The 22,557-nt window shown below is 65.0% G+C and carries 19 protein-coding genes and 1 tRNA gene; 9 read left to right on the top strand and 11 right to left on the bottom strand.

From position 1 onward, the window contains the following. Positions 1 to 134: 134 nt before the first annotated feature. Genes thrC through DES44_RS07100 form a run of 3 tightly spaced genes read right to left on the bottom strand, consistent with a single transcriptional unit; the run spans position 135 to position 4,120 of the window. A complete protein-coding gene (gene thrC, locus DES44_RS07110) occupies positions 135 to 1,544 on the bottom strand; it encodes a threonine synthase (RefSeq protein ID WP_058935597.1) in 1,410 nt (469 codons plus the stop codon). 2 nt (positions 1,545 to 1,546) lie between these two features. Further along, positions 1,547 to 2,863, bottom strand: coding sequence for a homoserine dehydrogenase (locus DES44_RS07105; protein ID WP_058935598.1), 1,317 nt, complete (start codon positions 2,861 to 2,863; stop codon positions 1,547 to 1,549). 30 nt (positions 2,864 to 2,893) lie between these two features. After that, on the bottom strand, positions 2,894 to 4,120 hold the full coding sequence (locus tag DES44_RS07100; RefSeq protein WP_058935599.1) for a pyridoxal phosphate-dependent aminotransferase: 1,227 nt from the start codon (positions 4,118 to 4,120) through the stop codon (positions 2,894 to 2,896). A 102-nt stretch (positions 4,121 to 4,222) separates the two neighbouring features. Here DES44_RS07100 and DES44_RS07095 point away from each other — a divergent pair, with 102 nt between their 5' ends. The 3 genes from DES44_RS07095 to DES44_RS07085 all read left to right on the top strand — a co-directional run bounded on the left by DES44_RS07095 (position 4,223) and on the right by DES44_RS07085 (position 7,439). Beyond that, positions 4,223 to 4,597, top strand: coding sequence for an Mth938-like domain-containing protein (locus DES44_RS07095; RefSeq protein WP_058935600.1), 375 nt, complete (start codon positions 4,223 to 4,225; stop codon positions 4,595 to 4,597). Positions 4,598 to 4,771: 174 nt separating this feature from the next. After that, the gene (locus DES44_RS07090) at positions 4,772 to 5,251 is read left to right on the top strand and encodes a peroxiredoxin (RefSeq protein WP_058935601.1); all 480 of its coding nucleotides are present in this window, start codon (positions 4,772 to 4,774) and stop codon (positions 5,249 to 5,251) included. A gap of 451 nt (positions 5,252 to 5,702) precedes the next feature. Beyond that, positions 5,703 to 7,439, top strand: a complete 1,737-nt coding sequence (locus DES44_RS07085; RefSeq protein WP_058935602.1) for a PhoH family protein — start codon at positions 5,703 to 5,705, stop codon at positions 7,437 to 7,439. 523 nt (positions 7,440 to 7,962) lie between these two features. Here DES44_RS07085 and mdtD read toward each other — a convergent pair. After that, positions 7,963 to 9,465 carry a multidrug transporter subunit MdtD gene (gene mdtD, locus DES44_RS07080; RefSeq protein WP_233441635.1) on the bottom strand — a complete coding sequence of 501 codons (1,503 nt, stop codon included), beginning with the start codon at positions 9,463 to 9,465 and terminating at the stop codon, positions 7,963 to 7,965. 112 nt (positions 9,466 to 9,577) lie between these two features. Here mdtD and DES44_RS07075 point away from each other — a divergent pair, with 112 nt between their 5' ends. Then, positions 9,578 to 10,453, top strand: a complete 876-nt coding sequence (locus tag DES44_RS07075) for an HAD family hydrolase (RefSeq protein ID WP_058935603.1) — start codon at positions 9,578 to 9,580, stop codon at positions 10,451 to 10,453. Here the strand turns inward: DES44_RS07075 and DES44_RS07070 are convergent. Next, positions 10,425 to 12,332, bottom strand: a complete 1,908-nt coding sequence (locus tag DES44_RS07070; RefSeq protein WP_058935604.1) for a propionate--CoA ligase — start codon at positions 12,330 to 12,332, stop codon at positions 10,425 to 10,427. The genes DES44_RS07075 and DES44_RS07070 overlap by 29 nt on opposite strands. Positions 12,333 to 12,774: 442 nt before the next feature. On the opposite strand from DES44_RS07070, the gene DES44_RS25930 reads away from it, so the two are divergent. The 4 genes from DES44_RS25930 (at position 12,775) to DES44_RS07050 (ending at position 17,147) form a co-directional block, all read left to right on the top strand. Further along, positions 12,775 to 13,941: a C40 family peptidase gene (locus DES44_RS25930; RefSeq protein WP_310732338.1), complete on the top strand. Its 1,167-nt coding sequence runs from the start codon at positions 12,775 to 12,777 to the stop codon at positions 13,939 to 13,941. Between the two features lie 234 nt (positions 13,942 to 14,175). Continuing rightward, the gene (locus tag DES44_RS24545; RefSeq protein ID WP_147307000.1) at positions 14,176 to 16,362 is read left to right on the top strand and encodes a hypothetical protein; all 2,187 of its coding nucleotides are present in this window, start codon (positions 14,176 to 14,178) and stop codon (positions 16,360 to 16,362) included. Between the two features lie 94 nt (positions 16,363 to 16,456). Further along, a tRNA-Ala gene (locus tag DES44_RS07055) sits at positions 16,457 to 16,532 on the top strand. A gap of 165 nt (positions 16,533 to 16,697) precedes the next feature. Then, positions 16,698 to 17,147 carry a hypothetical protein gene (locus DES44_RS07050; protein WP_058935606.1) on the top strand — a complete coding sequence of 150 codons (450 nt, stop codon included), beginning with the start codon at positions 16,698 to 16,700 and terminating at the stop codon, positions 17,145 to 17,147. A 156-nt stretch (positions 17,148 to 17,303) separates the two neighbouring features. On the opposite strand, the gene DES44_RS07045 is transcribed toward DES44_RS07050, so the two are convergent. Both DES44_RS07045 and DES44_RS07040 read right to left on the bottom strand, forming a co-directional pair. Beyond that, complete coding sequence (locus DES44_RS07045) at positions 17,304 to 17,675, bottom strand: hypothetical protein (protein WP_147306999.1); 372 nt, start codon at positions 17,673 to 17,675, stop codon at positions 17,304 to 17,306. Between the two features lie 60 nt (positions 17,676 to 17,735). Continuing rightward, entirely contained in the window at positions 17,736 to 18,131 is a 396-nt protein-coding gene (locus DES44_RS07040; protein ID WP_058937472.1) for a MerR family transcriptional regulator, read from the bottom strand. An 82-nt stretch (positions 18,132 to 18,213) separates the two neighbouring features. Between DES44_RS07040 and DES44_RS07035 the strand changes: the two genes are divergently transcribed. Beyond that, positions 18,214 to 19,143: an alpha/beta fold hydrolase gene (locus DES44_RS07035; protein ID WP_058935608.1), complete on the top strand. Its 930-nt coding sequence runs from the start codon at positions 18,214 to 18,216 to the stop codon at positions 19,141 to 19,143. Between the two features lie 50 nt (positions 19,144 to 19,193). Here the strand turns inward: DES44_RS07035 and DES44_RS07030 are convergent, their stop codons facing one another. The 4 genes from DES44_RS07030 to DES44_RS07015 form a co-directional block, all read right to left on the bottom strand. Further along, the gene (locus tag DES44_RS07030) at positions 19,194 to 20,354 is read right to left on the bottom strand and encodes a hypothetical protein (protein WP_147306998.1); all 1,161 of its coding nucleotides are present in this window, start codon (positions 20,352 to 20,354) and stop codon (positions 19,194 to 19,196) included. Between the two features lie 108 nt (positions 20,355 to 20,462). After that, positions 20,463 to 20,858, bottom strand: a complete 396-nt coding sequence (locus DES44_RS07025) for a hypothetical protein (protein WP_058935610.1) — start codon at positions 20,856 to 20,858, stop codon at positions 20,463 to 20,465. After that, the gene (locus DES44_RS07020) at positions 20,855 to 21,058 is read right to left on the bottom strand and encodes a hypothetical protein (RefSeq protein WP_116001358.1); all 204 of its coding nucleotides are present in this window, start codon (positions 21,056 to 21,058) and stop codon (positions 20,855 to 20,857) included. Before DES44_RS07020 ends, DES44_RS07025 begins: the two co-directional genes overlap by 4 nt. A 120-nt stretch (positions 21,059 to 21,178) precedes the next feature. Next, positions 21,179 to 22,528, bottom strand: a complete 1,350-nt coding sequence (locus tag DES44_RS07015) for a hypothetical protein (RefSeq protein WP_058935612.1) — start codon at positions 22,526 to 22,528, stop codon at positions 21,179 to 21,181. Positions 22,529 to 22,557: the final 29 nt, after the last annotated feature.

Here is a 22,557-nt window from a genome sequence, read left to right as displayed (position 1 = left end):
ATGAGGCGACGCTCGAAGACGCGGATGTCGCGGATGGCACGGACGACCCGGAGGACGCGGACGGCGCTGAAGGCTCGGAAGAAGCACCGCTCGCGGCGCCCCCGGACTTCGACGACTCAGCAGACTTGGAAGACTCAGACATGGGTGGTGATGAACTGCTTGATCTGCTCCACCGAGACGGGCAGCACCTGGACCCGCTTGGGCCGGCTTTCCAGATCGGCCAACGCGGCCGGACGCGGCGGGACCAGGCCCAGCGCTTCCTCGATGGTGGCAGCGAACTTGGCGGGCAAGGCGGTTTCCAGCACCAGCATGGGCACGCCCGGCTGACGCTGTTCCAGAGCCACCTTGAGCCCGTCGGCGGTATGGGTGTCGATGACATGGCCGTAGCGCTGGTGGCACAGGCGGATGGTGGCCAGCCGATCCGCGTGGGTGCTGCGGCCGGAGCTGAAGCCAAAACGCTCGCTGATGCGTGCGCGCTCCGCCTCGGTCAGCGCGAAGAAGCCCTGCGTGGCCAGTTGCTCGCCAAAGAGCTGTCGCACCCGGTTGCCGTCGCGGTCCAGCAGGTCGAACACAAAGCGCTCGAAGTTGCTCGCCTTGGAAATATCCATGGACGGGCTGGAGGTTTCCAGCGTCTGGGCCGCGCCGCGCGGACGATAGACGCCGGTGCGGAAGAACTCGTCGAGTACGTCGTTCTCGTTGGTCGCCACCACCAGGCGCTCGATCGGCAGGCCCATCATGCGGGCCACATGGCCGGCGCAGACGTTGCCGAAGTTCCCCGACGGAACGGTGAAGCTGACCCGCTGGTCATCCCGGCGCGTGGCCTGGAAGAACGCTGCGAAGTAGTACACCACCTGGGCCAGCAGACGGGCCCAGTTGATCGAGTTGACGGTGCCGATGCGGTAGCGGCGCTTGAAGTCCAGGTCGTTCGAGACCGCCTTGACGATGTCCTGGCAGTCGTCGAAGACCCCGTCCAGCGCCAGGTTGTGGATGTTGGCGTCCTGCAGGCTGAACATCTGCGCCTGCTGGAAGGGGCTCATGCGGCCGTTCGGGCTGAGCATGAACACCTGGATGCCGGCCTTGCCGCGCATGGCGTATTCGGCGGCGCTGCCGGTGTCGCCGGAGGTGGCGCCCAGGATGTTGAGCGTCTCGCCGCGACGGCCCAGTTCATATTCGAAGAGCTGGCCGAGCAACTGCATGGCCATGTCCTTGAAGGCCAGCGTCGGGCCATTGGACAGGGCCACCAGCGCGAGGTCTTCCTCCAGCGGCTTGAGCGGCGTGATCTGCGGCGACCCAAAGACCGCCTCGGTGTAGGTGCGACGCACCAGCGCCTTCAGGTCATCGGCCGGAATGTCGTCGATGTAGAGCGACAGGATCTCCACCGCCAGGTCGGCATAGGAGAGACCGCGCCAGCGGGCCAGCAGCGCGCTGTCCACCTGCGGATAGGACGTCGGCAGGTACAGTCCGCCGTCCGGCGCCAGGCCTTCGAGCAGGATGTCGCAGAAGTGGCGCTCGGTGCGGTCGCCACGGGTGCTGAGGTACTTCATGGTCAGGCCAGCTCTTCCTTGCGCAGCGCAACGATCGGCGCCAGCACCGTCTCCAGCGCCTGCATCTGCTGCAGCGCGCGGGTCATGCGGCCTTCCTGGGTGTCGTGGGTCAGGATGATCAGGTCGGTCTGGCTCTCGCCTTCGGCCGATTCGCGCTGCAGCACCGCGTCGATGCTGATCTGGTGCTCCGCCAGGATGGTGGTGATGCGCGACAGCACGCCGGCCTGGTCCGCCACCCGCAGGCGCAGGTAGAAGGCCGTCTGCACCTGGTCCATCGGCAGGATGGGCGTGTTGTTCATCGCTTCGGGCTGGAAGGCCAGATGCGGCACGCGGTGGTCCGGGTCGGCGGTGGCCAGCCGGGTGATGTCCACCAGGTCGGCAATCACGGCCGAGGCGGTGGGCTCAGCGCCGGCGCCCTTGCCGTAGTAGAGCGTCGTGCCGACCGCATCGGCCTGCACCAGCACCGCATTCATGGCGCCTTCCACATTGGCGATGAGTCGGTTGGCAGGGATCAGCGTCGGGTGCACCCGCAGCTCGATGCCGCCCACGTCCTGACGGCGGCGGGCGATGCCCAGCAGCTTGATGCGGTAGCCGAGCTGCTCCGCATACTTGATGTCGGCGGCCTGCAGCTGGGTGATGCCTTCCACATGGGCGCGGTCGAACTGCACCGGAATGCCGAAGGCGATTGCACTCATGATGGTGGCCTTGTGGGCCGCGTCCACGCCTTCGATGTCGAAGGTGGGGTCGGCTTCCGCGTAGCCCAGGCGCTGGGCTTCCTTCAGCACGGTGGCGAAGTCCAGGCCCTTGCCGCGCATCTCCGACAGGATGAAGTTGGTGGTGCCGTTGATGATGCCGGCGATCCATTCGATGCGGTTGGCGGTCAGGCCCTCGCGCAGCGCCTTGATGATGGGAATGCCGCCCGCCACGGCGGCTTCAAAAGCCACCATCACGCCCTTTTCGCGGGCGGCGGCGAAGATCTCGCTGCCATGCACGGCCAGCAGCGCCTTGTTGGCGGTGACCACATGCTTGCCGGCGGCAATGGCTTCCAGCACCAGGCTGCGGGCCACGCCGTAGCCGCCGATCAGCTCGACCACGATGTCGATGTCCGGATTGGCGATGACCTGCCGCGCATCCGACACCACGGTGCAGGCATCGCCCACGATGCTGCGCGCCCGCTCGACGTCCAGGTCGGCCACCATGGTGATCTCGATGCCGCGGCCGGCGCGTCCGCGGATGTCTTCCTGGTTGCGACGCAGCACCTGGAACGTGCCGCCACCGACGGTACCAATGCCCAGCAGGCCAACTTTGATCGAATTCATGGTGAAGATGCTTTCAATGGGTCACTCGAATCAGCGGCCGTGGCGCTTGCGATAGTGCGCCAGGAACCGCTCGATGCGGCCAACTGCCTCACGGAGGTCGTCCGTGTTGGGCAGGAAGACCAGCCGGAAGTGATCGGGGGTCTTCCAGTTGAAGCCCGTCCCTTGAACGATCAGTACCTTTTCCTCGGCCAGCAGGTCGTACGCGAACTGCTGGTCGTCCTCGATCGGATAGATCTTGGGGTCCAGGCGGGGGAACATGTAGAGGGCGGCCTTGGGCTTGACCACGCTCACACCGGGAATCTGCGAGAGCAGTTCATAGGCGAGGTCACGCTGGCGGGCCAGACGGCCGCCCGGGGCCACCAGGTCGTTGATCGACTGGTAGCCGCCCAGGGCGGTCTGGATGGCCAGTTGGCCGGGGGTGTTGGCGCACAACCGCATCGAGGCCAGCATATTCAGGCCGGTGATGTAGTCGGCGGCGTGGCGCTTGTCGCCGGACACCACCATCCAGCCGGCGCGGTAGCCGCAGGAGCGGTAGTTCTTGGACAGGCCGTTGAAGGTGAGCGTGAGCACGTCGTCCGACAGGGACGCGATGCTGGTGTGCACCTCGCCGTCGTAGAGCGTCTTGTCGTAGATCTCGTCGGCCATGACGATCAGCTGATGCTGACGGGCGATCTCCACCAGCGCCTGCAGCAGCTCCTTGGGATAGAGCGCGCCGGTCGGGTTGTTGGGGTTGATCACCACGATGGCCTTGGTGCGGGGCGTGATCTTGGCGCGGATGTCGTCCAGGTCGGGCAGCCAGCCGTTGGACTCGTCGCAGATGTAGTGCACCGGCTCGCCGCCGGACAGGGCCACGGCGGCGGTGTAGAGGGGATAGTCCGGGGCGGGCAGAAGCACTTCGTCGCCGTTGTCCAGCAGGGCGTTGAGCGCCATAACGATCAGCTCGGACGCGCCATTGCCCAGGTAGACATCGTCCACCGTCACGCCGGCGATGCCCTTTTCCTGGCAGTAATGCACCACCGCCTTGCGCGGGGCGAACAAACCCTTGGAGTCGGTATAGCCGGCGGCGTCGGGCAGGTTGCGAATCATGTCCTGGACGATCTCGTCCGGCGGCTGCAGGCCGAAGGCGGCGATATTGCCGATATTCAGCTTGATGATTTTCTGGCCTTCTTCTTCCATCTGCCGCGCCTTGTCCAGCACGGGTCCCCGGATGTCGTAACAGACATTGGCCAACTTGCTGGACTTGGTGACGGTCTTCAAGATTTCTCCAGAGGGAAAGACGGGAAAATAGCCCTTGATTTGAACACAGGGTCTCCGGCGTCTGGGTGCATCAGGCCTGCGTCGCTGCCAAAATCAGCCTCAATGAAATTTCAACTCGACCAGCCGCAAGGCGGCAACACCATCTCCCGGCATGACGGCCGGAGCGTCTGGGTCAATGGCACGGAACACCGCAGCAGTTTGCTGGTGCCGTGGCAGGGCACGGTGCAGGCGTGGGACCTGCCCCGGTTCGAGGACCTGACCGAGGCCCATTTCGAACGCATCCGCGACCTGAAGCCGGAGCTGGTGATCTTTGGCAGCGGCAGCCGCATCCGGTTTGCGCGTCCGCAGCTGTACCGGGCGCTGATCGATGCTCGCATCGGCATGGAAACCATGGACCTGGGCGCCGCCTGCCGCACTTACAACGTGCTGGCCAGCGAAGGGCGGGCGGTGCTGGCGGCGCTGATGATCGAGGGCTGAGCGGGCTTGCCCTTGACGCAGGGCATGACCCTGCCCATGACTTTAGGGACGGGTGAACGGTCTACCCAGCTTTGCGGTTGACGGCGGGCCTCCCGACATGGGCGATGGGCGATTCATTCAACGTATAATCGCTGGCTATGCCCGCCCGGGCACCTATCTCTGTAAAAACGCCACATGACGCCAGCGCTCAACAAACCTCTTCCGGATATTGAAGCTCTTGCCACCGGAGGCGTGAAGTTCACCCCATCGGCATTCCACGGTCAGGCTGTGGTGCTGTACTTCTATCCGAAGGACAACACCCCTGGCTGCACGACGGAAGCCATGCAATTCCGCGACCATCACAAGGAGTTTGTGAAGGCCGGCGCGGTGGTGCTGGGTGTCTCGCGCGACAACATGGCCTCGCATGAGAAGTTCAAGCAGAACCTGGAACTGCCTTTTGAGCTGATTGCGGACACTGAAGAAAAGCTGTGCCACATGTTTGGCGTGGTGAAGAACAAGATCATGTACGGCAAGAAGGTCAAGGGCATTGAACGCTCGACCTTCCTGATTGACGCTCAGGGCATTCTTCGTGAAGAGTGGCGCGGCATCAAGGTGGCCGGCCATGTGGACGAAGTCCTCAAGGCGGTGAAGGCGCTGAAGAAGGAAGCGGCCTGAAGATTCTGGCCTGCCGGTCCTGGTGATCGGCGCCTCTGAATAGGTCCTGCGACCGGCCCCGGGTGCTGCCCGCGGCCGGTTTTCTTTTGCCGGTTTTCTTTTGTCGGTTGTTCTTTGCCCGCTTTCCGCTTCCCTCTCTCTTTTGCCGGTGTTCCTCTGCCGGCGTGCTTCTGCTGGTTGGGGCGTCACTGTTGTTTGGTGGCAGTGTCATGGAGGCGCGGGCGAGGACCGGGCACGAGTTGTGCATAATCAACCGCATGCCCCAGTGCCCGATCGCAACATTTTCAAGGACGAGCCGCACCGCCCCCGGTGCGGCTTTTTGTCTTTTGAATGGCGCTGGCCCTGAAAAAGTCGCCGATACCTCCGGCTTTTTCCGCCCCGACGGCTGCTCGGGCATGACCCCTGGTCCGCTCGGACCCAGGCTCTTCACGCTTGACCCGCTCATTCGCACATGCCACTGCCCAAGCCTCCGACCAAGCGCGCCAGCCGCCTAGATTCCGACGCCTACGCCACTACGCTCACTCCGAGCAAACGTCCTGCTGGCGCGACCCGCGGCGCTTCAGCGTCTTCGCCTGCCCTTCCTACTCCGGCTCTGCTGGACCCACCGACGCCGGTTTCCCAGGCCGTTGCGGCCTCTCATGCGCCGGTGACGCAGGCGCCCCGCACCAAAACCGAGCCCGAGGCCCGCAGCGGCGGTTCGCCGTCTCTGGCGCTGGTGGCGCCGGCGACGTCTGGCGCTCCGTCCCGCAAATCCGCCCCTGCCAAGACCCGCGCCCGCAAACCGGCGGGCGACCCCAAGCTGTTTGTGCTGGACACCAATGTCCTGATGCACGACCCGATGTCGCTGTTCCGTTTCGAGGAACACGACATCTACCTGCCCATGATCACGCTGGAGGAGTTGGACGGTCACAAGAAGGGCATGACCGAAGTCGCGCGCAACGTGCGCCAGGTCAGCCGCGAACTCGACGCCCTGGCGGCCTCGCTCAAGTCCAGCTCCATCGAGGAAATGGGCAAGGGCTTGCCGCTGGCGGAGACGGGCCACCGCGAAGCGGGCGGCAAGCTCTTCTTCCAGACCAGCCTCATCGACACCCCGCTGCCGCAAGGATTGCCGCAAGGCAAGGCGGACAACCAGATTCTGGGCGTGGTCCAGGCCCTGAAGCAGCAGCAACCGGGCCGCGAAGTCGTGCTGGTGTCCAAGGACATCAACATGCGCATCAAGGCCCGTGCGCTGGGCCTGCCGGCAGAGGACTACCGCAACGACAAGACGCTGGAGGACTCCGACCTCCTCTACACGGGCGTGCAGCAACTCCCGCCGGACTTCTGGGAGCGCCATGGCAAGACCATGGAAAGCTGGAACCAGGGCGGCACGACCTTCTACCGCATCAGTGGCCCGCTGGTTCCCACCCTGCTGGTCAACCAGCTCGTCTACCTGGAAGCACCGGGCGCTGCCCCGCTCTACGCCAAGGTGCAGGAGATCACCGGCAAGACGGCGGTGCTGCGCACCCTGAAGGACTATGGCCACCAGAAGCACTCGGTCTGGGGGGTCACGGCCCGCAACCGCGAGCAGAACTTCGCCCTGAACCTGCTGATGGACCCGGACTGCGACTTCGTCACCCTCACCGGCTCTGCCGGCACGGGCAAGACGCTGATGACGCTGGCGGCGGGCTTGTCGCAGGTGCTGGACGAGCGCCGCTACAGCGAAATCATCGTCACCCGCGTCACGGTGCCGGTGGGCGAGGACATCGGCTTCCTGCCTGGCACGGAAGAAGAAAAGATGGGCCCGTGGATGGGCGCGCTGGACGACAACCTGGAAGTCCTGGCGCGTGGCGACAGCACGGCGGGCGAATGGGGCCGCGCGGCCACCAATGATCTGGTCCGCAGCAAGATCAAGATCAAGAGCCTGAACTTCATGCGGGGCCGCACCTTCCTGAACAAGTACGTCATCATCGACGAGGCGCAGAACCTGACGCCCAAGCAGATGAAGACCTTGATCACGCGGGCGGGGCCGGGCACCAAGATCGTCTGCCTGGGCAACCTGGCGCAGATCGACACGCCCTACCTCACCGAAGGCAGTTCGGGCCTGACCTTCGCCGTGGACAAGTTCAAGGGCTGGGCCCACAGCGGGCACGTCACGCTGGCGCGTGGCGAGCGTTCGCGCCTCGCCGACTTCGCCTCCGAAGTGCTTTAAGGCCTTCTACCCCGCCCCTCGCGCGAGCGGGAGTGGAACTCCGAACACCGCCTACGGGCGGTGTTTTTCGTCGACCGTCGTTGCTAACGGTGAGCGCGCCGACGGTGAGCGCGCTGACGGGGTGCGCGCTGGCGCTGCGATGGTGGCGTGCGTCGGCCCCTTAGTCTTGATGATGGAATGTGGTGGGCAAGAGGCTTTGCGAAGACAGCGACTGGTTTCCTCGCACGATTGCAAGCACGAACCAAAGACGCTCGTTAGACGCGCCACCGACGCACGCCGCATTTCACGCAGCGCTCGGTGCATCGAGAGTGAGGGAGAACGGCCCCTGTTTTCGTAAGTATTAGGAGGAGACCGCGAAGCGGGCGGGGGACTGAGCCCGGACACAAACAGTCCTGTGGACTGTTTGTGCCTGGCGAAGGCCAGGGCCTCTGGCCCTGGCATGGAGAAAACAGGGGCCGTTCTCCCTCACGCCCCGCTCTGCCGATTGCAGGACGGGGCGTTATGGGACAGCCCCGTCACCGCCTCACGACTCACTCATCCGCGACTCCGCCGTTTCCTTCTTCGCTCCTTCATCCAGCCTCAGTTGATGAAAGATGAACGCCGCCAGTGCTGCCATCACCCCCAGTGCCAGATAGGTCGCATGGAACGCCGGCACCATCGCGGCCCCGTCGGTGCGGGAGACGCCTTCCGAGAACAGCAGCAGGAATGCGCTGGACGTCGCTACCCCCAGGCTCATCGACAGCTGCATCACCACGGCCAGCAGGCTGTTCCCCCCGCTGGCGGTCCGCTCATCCAGATCGCCCAGCGTCAGCGTATTCATCGCGGTGAACTGCATGCTGTTCACCATCCCGAACACGCCCAGATGAATCGCCAACCACACGTGCCCCACATCCCGCGGGATCAGTGAGAAGCTCGCAATCAGCACCCCCAGCAGCAGCGTATTGACGATCAACACCCGCCGATACCCACCCCACCGGATCAGCCGAATCGCCAAGGTCTTGGTGAACATGGCCCCCAGCACCGATGGAATCATGGACAGCCCCGCCTCACTCGGCGAAAACCCCAGCCCCACCTGCAGAAACAGCGGCGTCAAAAACGGCGTCGCCCCGCTTCCCAGCCGCGCAAACACATTCCCCAACAACCCGATCCGAAACGTCGGCACCGCAAACAATGCGGGAGAAAACAGTGGCGCCTCACTGCGCGACGCATGCAGCCAGTAGGTCATCATGCACGCGACCCCTGCCACCAGCATCACCAGGCAAATGGCCATGCTCACCACATGCTCCCCAAAGCCCTGCAGCGCCAGCGACAGCAACATCAGCCCGAGACTGAACAGCACATAACCGCTCCAATCAAAGCGCTGCCGCCCCGCCGCCTTGAGCTGCGGCATATACCGCCGACAGGCCACCGCCCCCACCAATCCCACGGGAAGGTTGATCAGAAAGATCCAGTGCCAGCTCGCAAACTGCGTCAGCACCCCGCCCAGCGTCGGCCCCAGCAGCGGCCCCACCAGCCCGGGCAGCGTGATGAAGGTCATCACCTTCAAAAACTCGTCCTTCGGAAACGACCGCAGCACCACCAAGCGCCCCACCGGCACCAGCAACGCCCCGCCCATCCCCTGCAGCACCCGCGCCAACACCAGGATCTGCAGACTCGGCGAGATCGCGCACATCAGCGACCCGAAGCTGAACAGCCCGATCGCCCACAGGAACACACTGCGCGTCCCGAACCGGTCGGCCAGCCACCCGGAGGCCGGGATCAGCATCGCCACCGTCAGCAGATAGGCCACCACCGCCGACTGCATCCGCAGCGGGTTCTCCCCCAGGTCCCGCGCCATCCCCGGCAGCGCCGTATTCAGAATGGTCGTGTCCAGCGTCTGCATGAAGAAGGCCAGCGCCACCACCCACGGCAGATAGCGATGCATGGCCGCGTCCATCACCGGCCGCCCGGTCGTCGGATGCAGCGGCGTGACGCCCGCGGCGACCTTGGCGCCCGTCGAGGGGGTGGTGGATGGAACGTCTGGCATGGGGTCAAGTATGCGATGCACCGGCAGCGGCGTAGGATCCGGGGCGTCGCCCTTGTGCGCTGCACCGACCAGATCCGTCCCCTGCATCCGGTTTTGGCCGGAATTCGCCCTCATGCGCTTTTACGTCTCCGACCTGGACGGCACCCTGCTCGACCCGCAGGCCCGCCTCTCCTCCGCCACCCGCGACGGCCTGGCCGAACTGCTGCACGAAGGCCTGGCCTTCACCGTGGCCAGTGCCCGGCATGTGGTGTCCATCGCCCGCATCCTGTACGGCCTTCCCATCCAGTTGCCGGTGGTGTCGTCCAACGGTGCCTACATCAGCGACCTGCGCACCGGCCGGCATGAACTGGTCAATGCCATGGACCCGGCCATGGGCCAGGCCCTCTTCGCCCTGGTGCGCCGGCATGGCCTGATGCCTTTCATCGCCACCCATGGCCCGCAAGGCGACCAGCTGTTCTGGCAGCAGGTGCAAAACGAAGGCCAGCAGCGCTTCGTCACCGAGCGTCAGCGCAACGCCGACCCGCGGCTGCGCCAGGTCGACCGCCTGCAGGACCAGTTGCACGACGCCCTCGTCACCCTGCTGGTGGTGGACAAAGCCGAGCCCCTGGCCGCCCTCCAGGCCGACATCCACAGCCTCTTCGGCGACGCCATGGTCACCCACCTGGCCGAAGACCTCTACATGCCGGGATGGCCCTGGCTCAATGTCCACGACCGCAGCGCCAGCAAGGACCAGGCCATCGCCACCCTGGCCCAGCGCTACCAGCTGCACGACCGCGAGCTGGTGGTCTTCGGCGACCAGGTCAACGACCTCAGCATGCTGCGCGCCGCCCACCATGCGGTGGCCGTCTCCAATGCCAGCGACGACGTCAAGCAAGCCGCACACCGCATCATCGGGGCCCACCACGAGGATGCGGTGCTGCACTTCATCCGCGACGACTGGCGCAGCCTGCGCGAGCGGCTCAACCTCCCGCCGCCAGTTGCGCCTTGAGCTGCTCCAGCGCCACCGGGTCTTCCATCGTGCTCAAGTCGCCCGTCTCCCGGCCTTCTGCCACCGCCTGCAAGGCCCGCCGCAGCAGCTTGCCCGATCGCGTCTTGGGCAGCGCCGCGACCAGCCGCACCCGGGCCGGACGCGCCACCGCGCCCAGCTCCTGATCGACCTTCTTCAGGATGTCGCCCTCCAGCGCCAGAGCCAGCTCTTGCGTCGCCGCCTTGGCCGGATCGCGCAGCACGGCAAAGGCCAGGGCCACCTGCCCCTTGAGCGCATCCGCGACGCCCACCACCGCCACCTCGGCCACGGCCGGATGGCCGGCGATGCATTCCTCGATCTCCCGCGTACCGAGCCGGTGGCCCGCCACATTGATCACATCGTCGCTGCGGCCCAGGATGAAGTAGTAGCCCTCTTCGTCCCGCACCGCCCAGTCGAAGGTGGAATAGACCTGCCGGTCCGGCACGCTGGACCAATAGGTGCGCACGAAACGTTCATCGTCCCGCCAGACCGTCTGCATGCATCCGGGCGGCAGCGGACCGTCGATCACCAGCAGGCCCTTCTGGTTCGCGCCGTCCAGCACCGCACCGGTCTGCTCGTCCACCAACTGCACCTTGTAGCCATACATCGGCACGCCCGGTGACCCGAACTTGGGTGTGCCCGACGACAACCCGCGCGCCAGCGTCAGAATCGGCCAGCCGGTTTCGGTCTGCCAGTAGTTGTCGATGATGGGCTTGCCCAGCGCCTCGGCGATCCAGCGGGCGGTGGGCTCGTCCAGCGGCTCACCAGCCAGGAAGAGATTGCGCAGGCTGCGCAGGTCATGTCGCTGGAGCAGCGCCGGGTCCTGCTTCTTGAGCACGCGGATCGCGGTCGGCGCGCTGAACATCACCGTCACCTGGTGCCGCTCCACCAGATGCCACCAGACCGCCGCATCCGGACGGGTGGGCAGGCCCTCGTACATGATGGTGGACATGCCGGCGATCAGCGGCCCATACACGATGTAGCTGTGGCCCACCACCCAGCCAATGTCGCTGGTGGAGAAGAAGGTCTCGCCTGGCCGACCGTCGAAGATGTGGCGCACGCTGGCCGCCAGCGCCACGGCATAACCGCCGGTGTCACGCTGCACACCCTTGGGCCGTCCGGTGGTGCCGCTGGTGTAGAGGGTGTAGCTGATGGCCTCGGAGGGCAGCCAGACGCAGGGCACCTGCGCGTCCCGATGGGCCTCGCGCAACTGCGCATAGTCCAGGTCACGCCCGGGCTGAAGTTCGAACGGGCTCAGGCCGCGATCGACCATCAACACCTGACGCGGCGGATGGCTGCACAGGCGCAGCGCTTCATCCAGCAGCGGCTTGTAGGGCACCACCTTGCCGCCGCGGCTGCCGGCATCGGCACTGATCACCAGCACCGGCTCCGCATCGTCGATGCGGTTGGCCAGCGCATGGCTGGCGAATCCCCCAAACACCACCGAATGGATGGCCCCCAGCCGCGCGCAGGCCAGCATGGCAAAGGCGGCCTGCGGAATCATCGGCATGTAGATCAGCACCCGGTCGCCCTGCTTCACGCCTGCGGACTGCAGCACCGCGGCCATGATCTGCACCTCGCGATGCAACTGGGCAAAAGTGTAGATCTCTTCCCGGTCCACCTCGCTGGAGGACCAGATCAGGGCCCGGTCGTCACCCCGGGTGGCCACATGCCGGTCCACCGCGTTGTGGCACAGATTGGTGGTTCCGCCCGCAAACCAGCGCACAAACGGCGGCCGGCTGGCGTCACATACCTGCTCGAAGGGATGATGCCAGTCAATGAGCTGGGCCTGCTCGGCCCAGAAGGCGTCGGGGTCGCTCACCGAGCGGTCGTAGAAGGCCTGGTAGTCGATCGCGGTCATCGGGCTGTCTCCATGGGGCACTCTGAACGGTGCCATGGGCAGATTTCACGCACGGCGTCTGACGACACCCTGACCCGCACCGCGAACCGGTCGCTCGCATTTGCGACATATCAATGGCGTGTTCGCACAAGCCGGCCACGCGCTTTACACCCGCGAAAAACGCACGCCAACACACCATCGGACACTTCTTCAAACAGCTTTTGTCATGACCTGTATGGTCCAATGCGGGCTTCCCTGAGGAGAGACTCGTCCCTACAGCGAGGGCTTTCCCCAAGCCAGGTGTCAAACCTGGGGCAATCCCCAGGGTTCGATGCTTGACCAGCGCGGCATCGCTTCTTAAGCTCCGCGCCCAATACCGATGCGAACTGTCCGTCCCACTTCTTCTGCTCCTCACCGCACAACTGTCCAGCGCGCCACGGCCGCACTGGGACTGATTTGCGCCTTGACAGCCGGTAGTTGCTGGGCGCAACAAACGGCGAAGGCCGCAGAAAACGCGCCTGCGGCCTCTTCCAAATCGTCCAAGGCCTCCAAGGCTGGCAACGACAACAAGGGCAAGCAGAGCGCCAACGCCAGCGCCAAGACCACCAAGGTGGCGAAGAGCGCACAAACGAAGCAGGACAGCAAGAACAAGTCGGCCAGCAAGGCAGGCACCGCCAAGGCGGAAGCCGCCGAGAAGGCTGACAAGGCCGAGAAGCTCGACAAGGTCAGCAGCGCTCAGAAGCCGGAGCTGGACGCCAAGCATCAGGACAAGACCGATGCCAAGCCCCGCGACAAGGCTGAAGCCCGCACTGCGGAACTGACCCCGCCTCCCGGCACGATGATGGGCGCTTATGGCCAGAGCCTGATGCGCACGGCCAGCGTGGCCAGCGTCGCTGGGGGTTCGACGCCCGCGCTGCTGCCCCAGCCCGCGGCCGCCATGAATGCGCAAGGGGGCACGCTGTCCGCAGGCACCCCGGCCCTGGCCTCGGTGGCTGCTGCTCAGAACTCCACGGCCGGCACGCCCAGCATCACCGCCGCCAACACCATGATGGCGCCCATCGCGCCCGCACTGCCCGCCACCGCCATGATGGGCGCGGCGGCAGGCACCTCCAACGACGTGGTCACGCGATTCCTGCAGCAGCGGGGCATCGTGGCCCAGGCACAGGCGCAGACCCAGGCCGAGAATGCCGCACTGGCCGGCAACCCCAGTCTGCTGAATGAAGTGCGGGACCGGGCATCGAACCTGGTGCTGTCCGCCATGAACTTCCTGGGCGTGCCCTATCGGCGCGGCGGGAATTCTGTAAGCAATGGTTTCGATTGCAGTGGCTTCACGCGTCACATCTTCGAGATGAGCGTGGGCCTGGTGCTGCCCCGCCGCGCGGACGAGCAGGCCAAGATGTCGGCGCTGATCTCCATCAAGAAGGAAGATCTGAAGCCGGGCGACCTGGTGTTCTTCAACACCATGCGCGCGACGTTCTCGCATGTGGGCATCTACGTGGGTGAAGGCAAGTTCATCCACTCTCCGCGCGCCGGCGGTGCGGTGCGTGTGGAAGACATGCGTGAGGCCTATTGGGCCAAGCGCTTCACCGGCGCCCGCCGCGCCGATCTGAACCAGGCGCCCAACACCTGAGTGTCAGGCCGGGTGTTCAGCCCGGGTGGCCAATGGGGCGGCAAGGACTGGCCCCGGACGGCTCCAGCCCATCGCTTTCGCATCGTTCAGCAGCGGGCAGCAGCGCGCCTCAGCAGCAGGCACTGCGGGTAATCGATCAGCTTCCAGGAACCGTGCGACCGCGTGGAGAGCGCGGCTGCGTCCTGGTTCCGGGCTATGCTGCGGCTGGAGCGACTCCTGACCGCTGCAGCCACCTTGTCCGCCGTTCTCTCCAGCTTCCCATCCCCTACCCGTCCGCCGGATCATCTGGGCTCCGCCCTGATGCTGGCGGTGCTGCTGCATGTGCTGGTGGTGCTGGTGGTGGGCAATGCGCCGGGGGGAACCGCCAAGCCGGGTGAAGGCGCGTGGGGGCCCATCACCGTGCGGCTGCAGGGGGATCGGTTTGAGCAGGGGTCGGGCGACCCGGCGGTGATCGTGCCCGAGCGCGGACCCGTTGGCACGGCGCGTGAGCAGCGTTATGGCGGCACTGTCCGGCCGGAGGCCCCGAAGCCCGATGAAGCGCCTGGAGCGGCCCGGCAGGGGCAGTGGCGACAGACGCCGGGTGAGCGGCTGACCGGGGACGAGGAGCAAGCGGCGAAGGCGGAGCTCCGTTCAGGCGTGGCAACGCCGGTGAGGCCGACAACGCGGGAAGACAAGCCAGTGCCGCCGGTGGCGCCTGCGCCAGTCACGCCAGCGCCGGTCACGCCTGCGCCTGCGCCAGTCACGTCGGAGCGGAACGCGGCCGCATCACCGTCCAGGCAGGCGGCATTGCCGCAGCAGACACCCGCCCCTCAACCAACACAGCAGCCGACTCGGCCGCCGCAGGCAGGGGTGACCGCCGCGACGCCGGTTCCAGCTCCTTCGCCGACTCCGGCCGCGGCAGGGGACACCGCGGCCGCGGTGCCAGTGACGGCACCCGTGGCTACGCCCTCCCCGGCACCAGCGACCGTGGCCACCCCGGCGCCTGCAACGACGCCGACGACTGCGCCTTCCACGGAACCTCCAGCGCCAACGGCGACGCTTTCCCTGCCGGCGGACGCGGCCCCGCAGGTCAATCGCCTTTCACCGTCGCGGGACACGCTGCAAAAGCTGCCGGTCTCGCGCAATGACGCTCCACTGCCGTCGCCCTCCGCGCTTGAATTGCCGCGCCCCACGCTGAGCGAAACGCCCGTGACCTTGCGACGCATCGAGCGCCAAGCAGCACCCGGCACGCAGGCAGACCGGCGGGCCACGCCAGAGGCGGAAGGGCCGCTGCAAGGGCCTGCAGCGCTGGAGTTGCCCGAGCCACCACGTCCGACGCTGAGGGACACGGCGGAGCCGGTGCGGCGCATTGAGCGCACGCCTACCGAGGCGACCGCCAGAAAGGCTCCGCCGACAGCGACCGCAGCGCCATTGCCAGCGCCCGCTGCCCTGCAACTGCCCGAGCCCCCTCGCCCGACGCTGAGCGACAGCCCCACGACGGTCCGGCGGCTGCCGCGCGTGCCGGCCGAGCGGGTGACGACGGCGACACCGCCTTCATTGCCGGCGTTGGCGGCACCCGCGCCTTTGCCACCGCTCACGCCCGCGCCAACGCCAGCGCAGACAGCAGCGCAAACTCCACCGCAGACGCCGGTGACGTCTCAAACCGCGCCGACGCCTCCTGTCGCGCCTCCAACACCAGCCCCGACACCCACGCCGGTGAGCACGCCGCCCGCAACGAGCCCTGCTGTGTCGGTGCCGACACCGCCGGCGCTGAACACGCCGTCCCCAAGCACGACGCCAACGACTAACCAGGCCCAGCCGCGAAGCGCTGCGCCGACGCCGGCACCCAGCCCGGCAACGCCAACGCAGGCGCCGTCGCCTGCCACTCCTGCGACTCCTGCCACTCCTGCTACGACAGCGACCACGACGCCGACACAGCCGTCTGTGCAGAGCGCGTCGCCGCCAACGCCCGCGGCACCCACGGCCCCGACGGTAGCCCCACCCAGCGCAGCGGCGGTTCCACCCTCTTCCACACCGAGGCCTTCATCGGCCTTGACACCAAGCGCCAACACGCCAACGCCCGCCAATCGAATCTCACTGGACGGATCGAGTACCCCCACCAGCACTCAGCCGAGCGTCGGTGCGCCGGACGCAGGCTCCAGGACCGGCCAGGACATCGCCACCCCCGCCTCGACACCCCCCAATGCGCCCAATCGCCTGGACCTGACACCACGGCCGCAGCGAGGCCCTGCACTGCCTCGGGGGAATGCCTATGGGGTGATTCAGGCGATGCCAACGCCGCCTGAACCCAAGGACAAGCTGGCGGATGAAATCAAGCGGGCGGGACAGGAGGAATGCCGGAAAGCCTATGCAGACAAGGGGCTGCTGGCCGTGGTGCCGCTGGTGCGGGACACCGCGAAGGACAAGGGGTGCCGGTGGTGAGCGGCGCGTGCGCAGATCGCCGCTGCATGCCTCTTGTATCGGGGTTTCGTCAAAGCGCCGCGGAGGGCATTTTTGCTATAGTCATTTGCATGTTGGGGGGGTAGCTCAGCTGGGAGAGCGTCGCGTTCGCAATGCGAAGGTCGGGAGTTCGATCCTCCTCCTCTCCACCAACCGATTCGGCCTCAGAGGGGAACCTCTGGGGCCTTTATCTTTCAAGGGTTCAGCTCCACTCATCGTCCCGTGTTCCCTCCCAGATTGGCCAGTCTCCAGGCCGGATTGAAGAACCCAGTGCTGACGAAGCGCCCCAAACAGACGCCCTCCCTGACGATTCGCCAATGACCGATTCTCTCCACTCTCCGACCAGCCGCCTTCAAACCGGTTTTACCTGGCATGCCGCGTTTGTTGGGGCAGCAGTCGGTATCGCTGGCCCGGCCTACACGGGGACGTTGACGAGCAACGTAACGACGTGGCTCATGGTGGCGAATGGGCGGTCCTTGCAAGAGGTATACGCCTACCTGGGGCAGTACGCCTTCACGCTGCCGATGGTTCTCGGCTTTTTCAGCTCTGTCTTGTTTGCGCTCGCCTGCGGATGGGTCTCTGCTGCCTACGGACGGGGCTCCGCGATCTCCCAAGGGTTTGTCGCCGGGATACTGGCGGCCTCTTTCGAAGTTGTCATGCTGCTCAACCCCACAAGTAGCCCGAATCCGGCGTACGTAGTCGGTGGCTTGCTCATCCAGGTGTTTGGAAGTGTGGCCGGCGCGTGGGTGTTCAGACGCACGCGCTGATCCTCCCACTCAGCCACCCCGCCAAGTAGCGTTTCACAGTCGCTGTGGACAAGTTGAAACCGTTGGCAGTTGCCTCGATGCTGGCCCACTCGCGTGAGTTCGCTCGGGCGTCCTCACACGGCGACAGCGCTCGCTCAGAAGATGCAGTCCGTCGAGTCAAGAGGCGACCCTGCCCCGCGCCGCAAACCAAGCCTGCACTGCCTCATGTCTCATGGTCAACAAGACTGCCAAGCAGGCTACAACCTCCACGGCGGCCAGTATCCGCGCCGGCGTCACCAGCGCCCCGAAGTGCGCCGCGTCAGGCGAGAAGACCACCTGAAGAAGGGGCCAGCTCCAAGACCAGTGCCACACTAGCCGCCAGTTCCACCGCAGACGCAGCGGCACGATGGCAAAGGCCCCTGCTACCAGCGCAAACAGGATGGGCGCGACATACAGAAACGCATCGCGCTCGTAGAAGACAGCGAACACTGCATGGGTCAGAAAGGCGGCTACGGCCAGACCCAGCATCATCAGGAACAAGCGAATCACCAAAAAATCCTTTTGGACGGCGCGCGTCGTAGTAGGCGTCGGCAAGTTCACCGCGAAGCCTCACGGCAATCCCTGCGTCCCTCTCTGCAGCATCTCCATCAAGGCCACCCGCTGCCGCTCCAGTGCCGCCATCTGATCTTCAATCGCCGCCAATCGTTCCCGCTGCGCTTGCTTCGTCTCGGTACAAAGCGCGGCGCCTTCAATCATCAGCATGCATCCCGGAAAGCTGCGCACTTCCTCCAGCGTGAAGCCTGCCGTCAAGAATCGCTGGATCTGCTGAACCTGCACAACGGCCACCCGGCGAAACCGACGATAGCCGTTGTCTGCCCGAAACGATTGCAGCAGTCCGAGCCCGTCGTAATGCCGCAAGGCGCGGACACTCACGCCAGACGCTTTGGACAATGCGCCAATTGATAGAAAGCCGGCCTCTTCGGCGACGGAAGACCTGTCTGTCATCGAGGAAATGCTAGCACGCACCTTGACCCTGACATCAGCGTGAGGCTTGAGAGTCGCGGCTCCTCCACTTCCAGAGCCCTGCATGTCGCTCTCACTGACTTCGACGCTGAAGCGTCTCCTCTCCACTGGCCTGATGACTGCGGCCCTGTCCCTCGGGCTGCTGGCCAACGTCAGCGCACAGACGGCCCTGCGCCAGTACACCGTGAAGGCGCCGGATGGCGTGGTGCTGTCGGTTCAGGAGACCGGTAATCCCCAAGGCCCGCCGGTGATCCTGGTGCACGGCCTGCTGGGCAGCCATCTCAGTTGGCAAGAGCAACTGGAGGCGCCCGATCTCCAGTCGATGCGCCTCATCGCCTTCGACCTGCGAGGGCACGGCCAATCCGGCAGCCCTGAAGAAGCCTTGCCCTACACCGATGGGCGCCGTTGGGCAGAGGACCTGCGCGCGGTCATTGAAGCCTCGGGAGCCAAGCGACCCGTCATTGTGGGGTGGTCCCTCGGCGCTGCGGTGATTTCCAACTATCTGGCCGCGCATGGTGATGCGCACCTCGCCGGCATTGTGTATGTCGGCGGGGTCGTCGAGCTGAAGGAGGCATTGATCGTGCCCCATCCCGAGGTCTATCGCGACATGACCTCCGCCGACCTCATGACCCGCCTGGACGCCGAACGGGTCTTCCTTCGACTCTGCTTCGAACGCCCCCCAGAAGCGACCATGTTTCAGCGCCTGCTGGCGAATGCCGCCCTGGCATCCTTCGACATGCAGAAGTCGGTGCACCGGATGTCGGTGGACGCGGCATCAGGGCTGCGGCGTGTGCGCAAGCCCATGCTCCAGATCTACGGGGAACGGGATGCACTGGTCCGTGCCGAAGCGTCCGCTCAGCGGGCACGGGAACTGAATCCGTCCATTGAGACGCTGTTCTATGCCGAGACTGGACACGCGCCGTTTGTGGAGCAGACCCAGCGTTTCAACAAGGACCTGGCGGCCTTTGTAACAAAGGTGCAGGCGGACCGCTGAAGGGACACGGCACCACCGCGCCGCGCCCAGCGCCGCGGCGTGCCATCCACTCACACCCCACTTCCAACGTTGTAGTAGTTGAAGGCGAGCGTGCCTTTGTCCTCGCCGACGACTTTCAATTCCTTGAAGACAGCCACCATCTCGTCAGGGATGTTCTTGTCCTGCATGCCACCGAAGACGTTCGTCAGGAGATTCAGACGCTTTGACCTGTCGGTGGCAGCCGCCAGACCTTCGCGAAAGCGCTTGATCTGCACTGTGGTGGTCTCGACCAGGGAGCCGGTTTCCTCCGAAGCCAACGCCTTGATGGGGTCATAAACGCCGGTTCCAAACGCCGTCTTCCCTTGTGTCTGCTGAAACGAGATGGAGCGTTTGACCTCGTCTTGCGCCAGCAGGTAGTCCGCACTCTGGGCACCGAATACGACCTGCAGATACGGCGTTTGTTTGTCCTTGATCGGTCCAACGATGATGTCGTGTTCCAGATCGGATTTCCGGTCTTCCTCTTCCTGGTAATCGACATCTTCATCGGCATTGCGTGGCAGGAACCAGGGCTTGTCTTCTGTCGCTTCACGCTCGGATCCATCGAACTCCGGCCCGTCCTCGGCGTCGTTGTTTTCCTTCGGATCCGCCTGGTACTTCAACATCGACCAGTCGCGCCCATTCTCGGAATGGGTGACCTTGTAGTCCTCATCTCCAGTGCTCATGAGTGCAGCCCACCAATTGTCGGGAATGCTCATCTTGACCACCGCAATCCCCGTGGCACCCTTGTTGTACTTCTTCTCCTTGTCCCAGTAGTACATGGCGATGTGCTTGGCCTGCTCCGGCGCGAACACCGTGTAAAAACCCTGACCGAATTCGCCGCCGCCCTTTGAGGGATCAACGCCGTCCAACACCTTTCCGGCAGCTTCTATGGTGGTGCCGTGATAGAGGGCGATCCGCTGTACGACACCTGGCCCGTTTGCCGCGACGTGACCGGTATGCGACGGATCGGGCTCTTCTTGCACGGGGTGGAGCTGACGTTGAATCGCACTCCCGAACGCTGTCTCAATGGCTTGACGCTGCGCCAGCATGCGTGGCGACTGATCGACATCGGCCTGCAGCGCAGCATGGAGAGCTGCCGTGGGGGACGAGGCTTCCCCGTTCGCGGGACGTGCGCTTTTCTCTGTGGCGGGCTGGAGTTGCGTCGCCCCGAGGCGACTTTGGTGGTAGCGCATGGACGAACTCCTCGATCCGTGGGCTCGATGGCCCGACCGAGTCAATGCTGCGCGCCACTCATCATCTGGGTGAATAGGAAATTGGCTGATATCGGGGCGAGGAATTGCCTACGCGGCCCTCATGCGACCCTGGGACCGCTTTCGAAGCCAGAACCACCAAGTCCCCAAACACGCCAAGGCAAAGCGGACCACTGCGCCGACTAGACTCAGCGCATCCTCTTCCGTGCGCACTTGGCCATCTTCTTCAATGACGGTCATCGCCCTCAAAGTCGGCACCAGCACATACGACTGTTCGCGCCGCTTGTGAATGACGTTCCCGGAGGATTTTGAGCTGTAGGACCAGGCGATCAACACCGCCTCACGCGCGTCGCTGGGGCCGAGCGCTTGCTGGGCCACGGGCCAAGGTGCGAAAACACCCACCGCCATGACGCATGGGACCGCCGCGACCACCAGCGGACATGCGTACTTCAACAGCAAGGTGAGCCAGTGGATGAAGCGGTTCATTCGAGGTCAATCTCCCAGTCTGATTTCGCGGCGACAGCAATGCCGAGGAGCATGTCCTCGATCTTCTGAAGCTTGTCGTCCGCCAGCAATTGGGCGTCCTCGTCCGTGGCAGAGTCGGACAGCACCGCGAGCTCCGTCTGGTATCGCTTGAGAGCCTCCCAGAGGACGCGGTATTCCCCAATAAGAAAATTCATCGCCATTCAGTCTCCACGGTCAACAGCCCCGTTACTTCGACCCCATCCCACTGATGCCCTGGGGTCACCATATCCGCAGGACCAGGGGCTACTGCCCATCCATTGTTTTACTGGATGAGACCTCGATCAGGTCCCCGCAGACAAAGCGCGTTCGAACGCCAGCCAAGGCTCCACGCCGGAAAGCTCGAAATCTTCAGGCAACTCGTCCTCTGACGCCCTGACTCCGTCCTGCTGGAGGTCGGTCTCGAGCAACTGAAGCATCGACTTCCCCAATCCGGACAAACGATCCTTCAACACGGAGCGACGCTCTGGCCATGCATCGGTCACGGAGACGCTGGTCAGCTTGTATCGGAGTTTCACGTAATCCCCCACGCTCGCCATCGCCTGTTCTGCCCGCTCCCAGAAGTCCCCCAACTGGGTCCACAGCGCGCTCGGCAGAGCCACGCGAATCGCCTCGGCGCCTTCGCCAGCCTGCGATGCAATGTCAAAGACCGTCCAACGCCCCACTGTCTGTTCGACATCGGCCCCGCGGAGCATCAGATAGGTGCCCATCAGCTTGGTCCCCAGCAGCAGCTCCAATGCGGAGGTGACCTCCGACTTGTTGGGCGGTGCAGGAGTCGCTGTCGGCGACCCAGGCGCGCTTGAAGCACTCCGGGCTCCGGTGAGTTGATACACGGCGCTGCACACCCTGCCGCCGTGCAGATAGGACACGCACACATTGAGCGATGCTGGCTGCTCCAACGCGCCCCCCATCACCCTAATGCCTTCGACGGCCTCACACTGCGAAAGGCCGTCACTCACCCGGGATCCGTCGAACCCGTCGCCTGAACCTTTGGCTTCAAAGATGTGCAGCGTGCCGAGTGCGGAATCAATGCCAACGAAATCCGTCTTTTGCCGGGTGGTCATGTCCACCTTCAGGACGGTGGCGCAGGTGCTGGCAGCCTGAATCAGGTTCACATGGAACAGATGCCAGAGCTTGGCGGCGGTGAATCCCGGACGGGTATTCAATGCATTCGGCGCGCACACTTCCGCCATCGCGCACCCCAGCACGAAGCTGACCGAGCCACGCTCTGTGCTTTCGATCAACGGATAGATGGATCGTTGCACCAGATCCACCGTGGGCATGCCCGCCGCCGTCATTCCGGGCGCCATGCGGTAGGCGCGATGCACGACACTCAATCGGGCGGCAGTCAGCCGGCGCAGGTCGACCACTTCGCTGGCGGTCAACGGCTTCCCGCTTAAAAGCCAGGTCACGCCGTAATGCGCATAGGCGCCATAGCCCACCGAGGCCATCCTGAACGCCAGCTCCGCAGGCGTCAGAACGACGGGGGCTGCCGCGATGCTCTCGGGCGACTCGCAAATCGTGCCATGCTTGGGCGGCTTGGGGTGCCGTTGGAGGACCTTCGGCGCAATGAGCGGCCACGCCATTGGCGTGGGTAGCGGCCTTCGGACCTCGAGATCGACGAATTCAGGCAATGCAAAACCCTCCCCTCTTGACGCGCGCG

The organism is Roseateles depolymerans, assembly GCF_003387155.1.
Lineage (GTDB): Bacteria > Pseudomonadota > Gammaproteobacteria > Burkholderiales > Burkholderiaceae_C > Roseateles > Roseateles depolymerans.
This window is presented reverse-complemented; position numbering and strand designations above follow the sequence as displayed.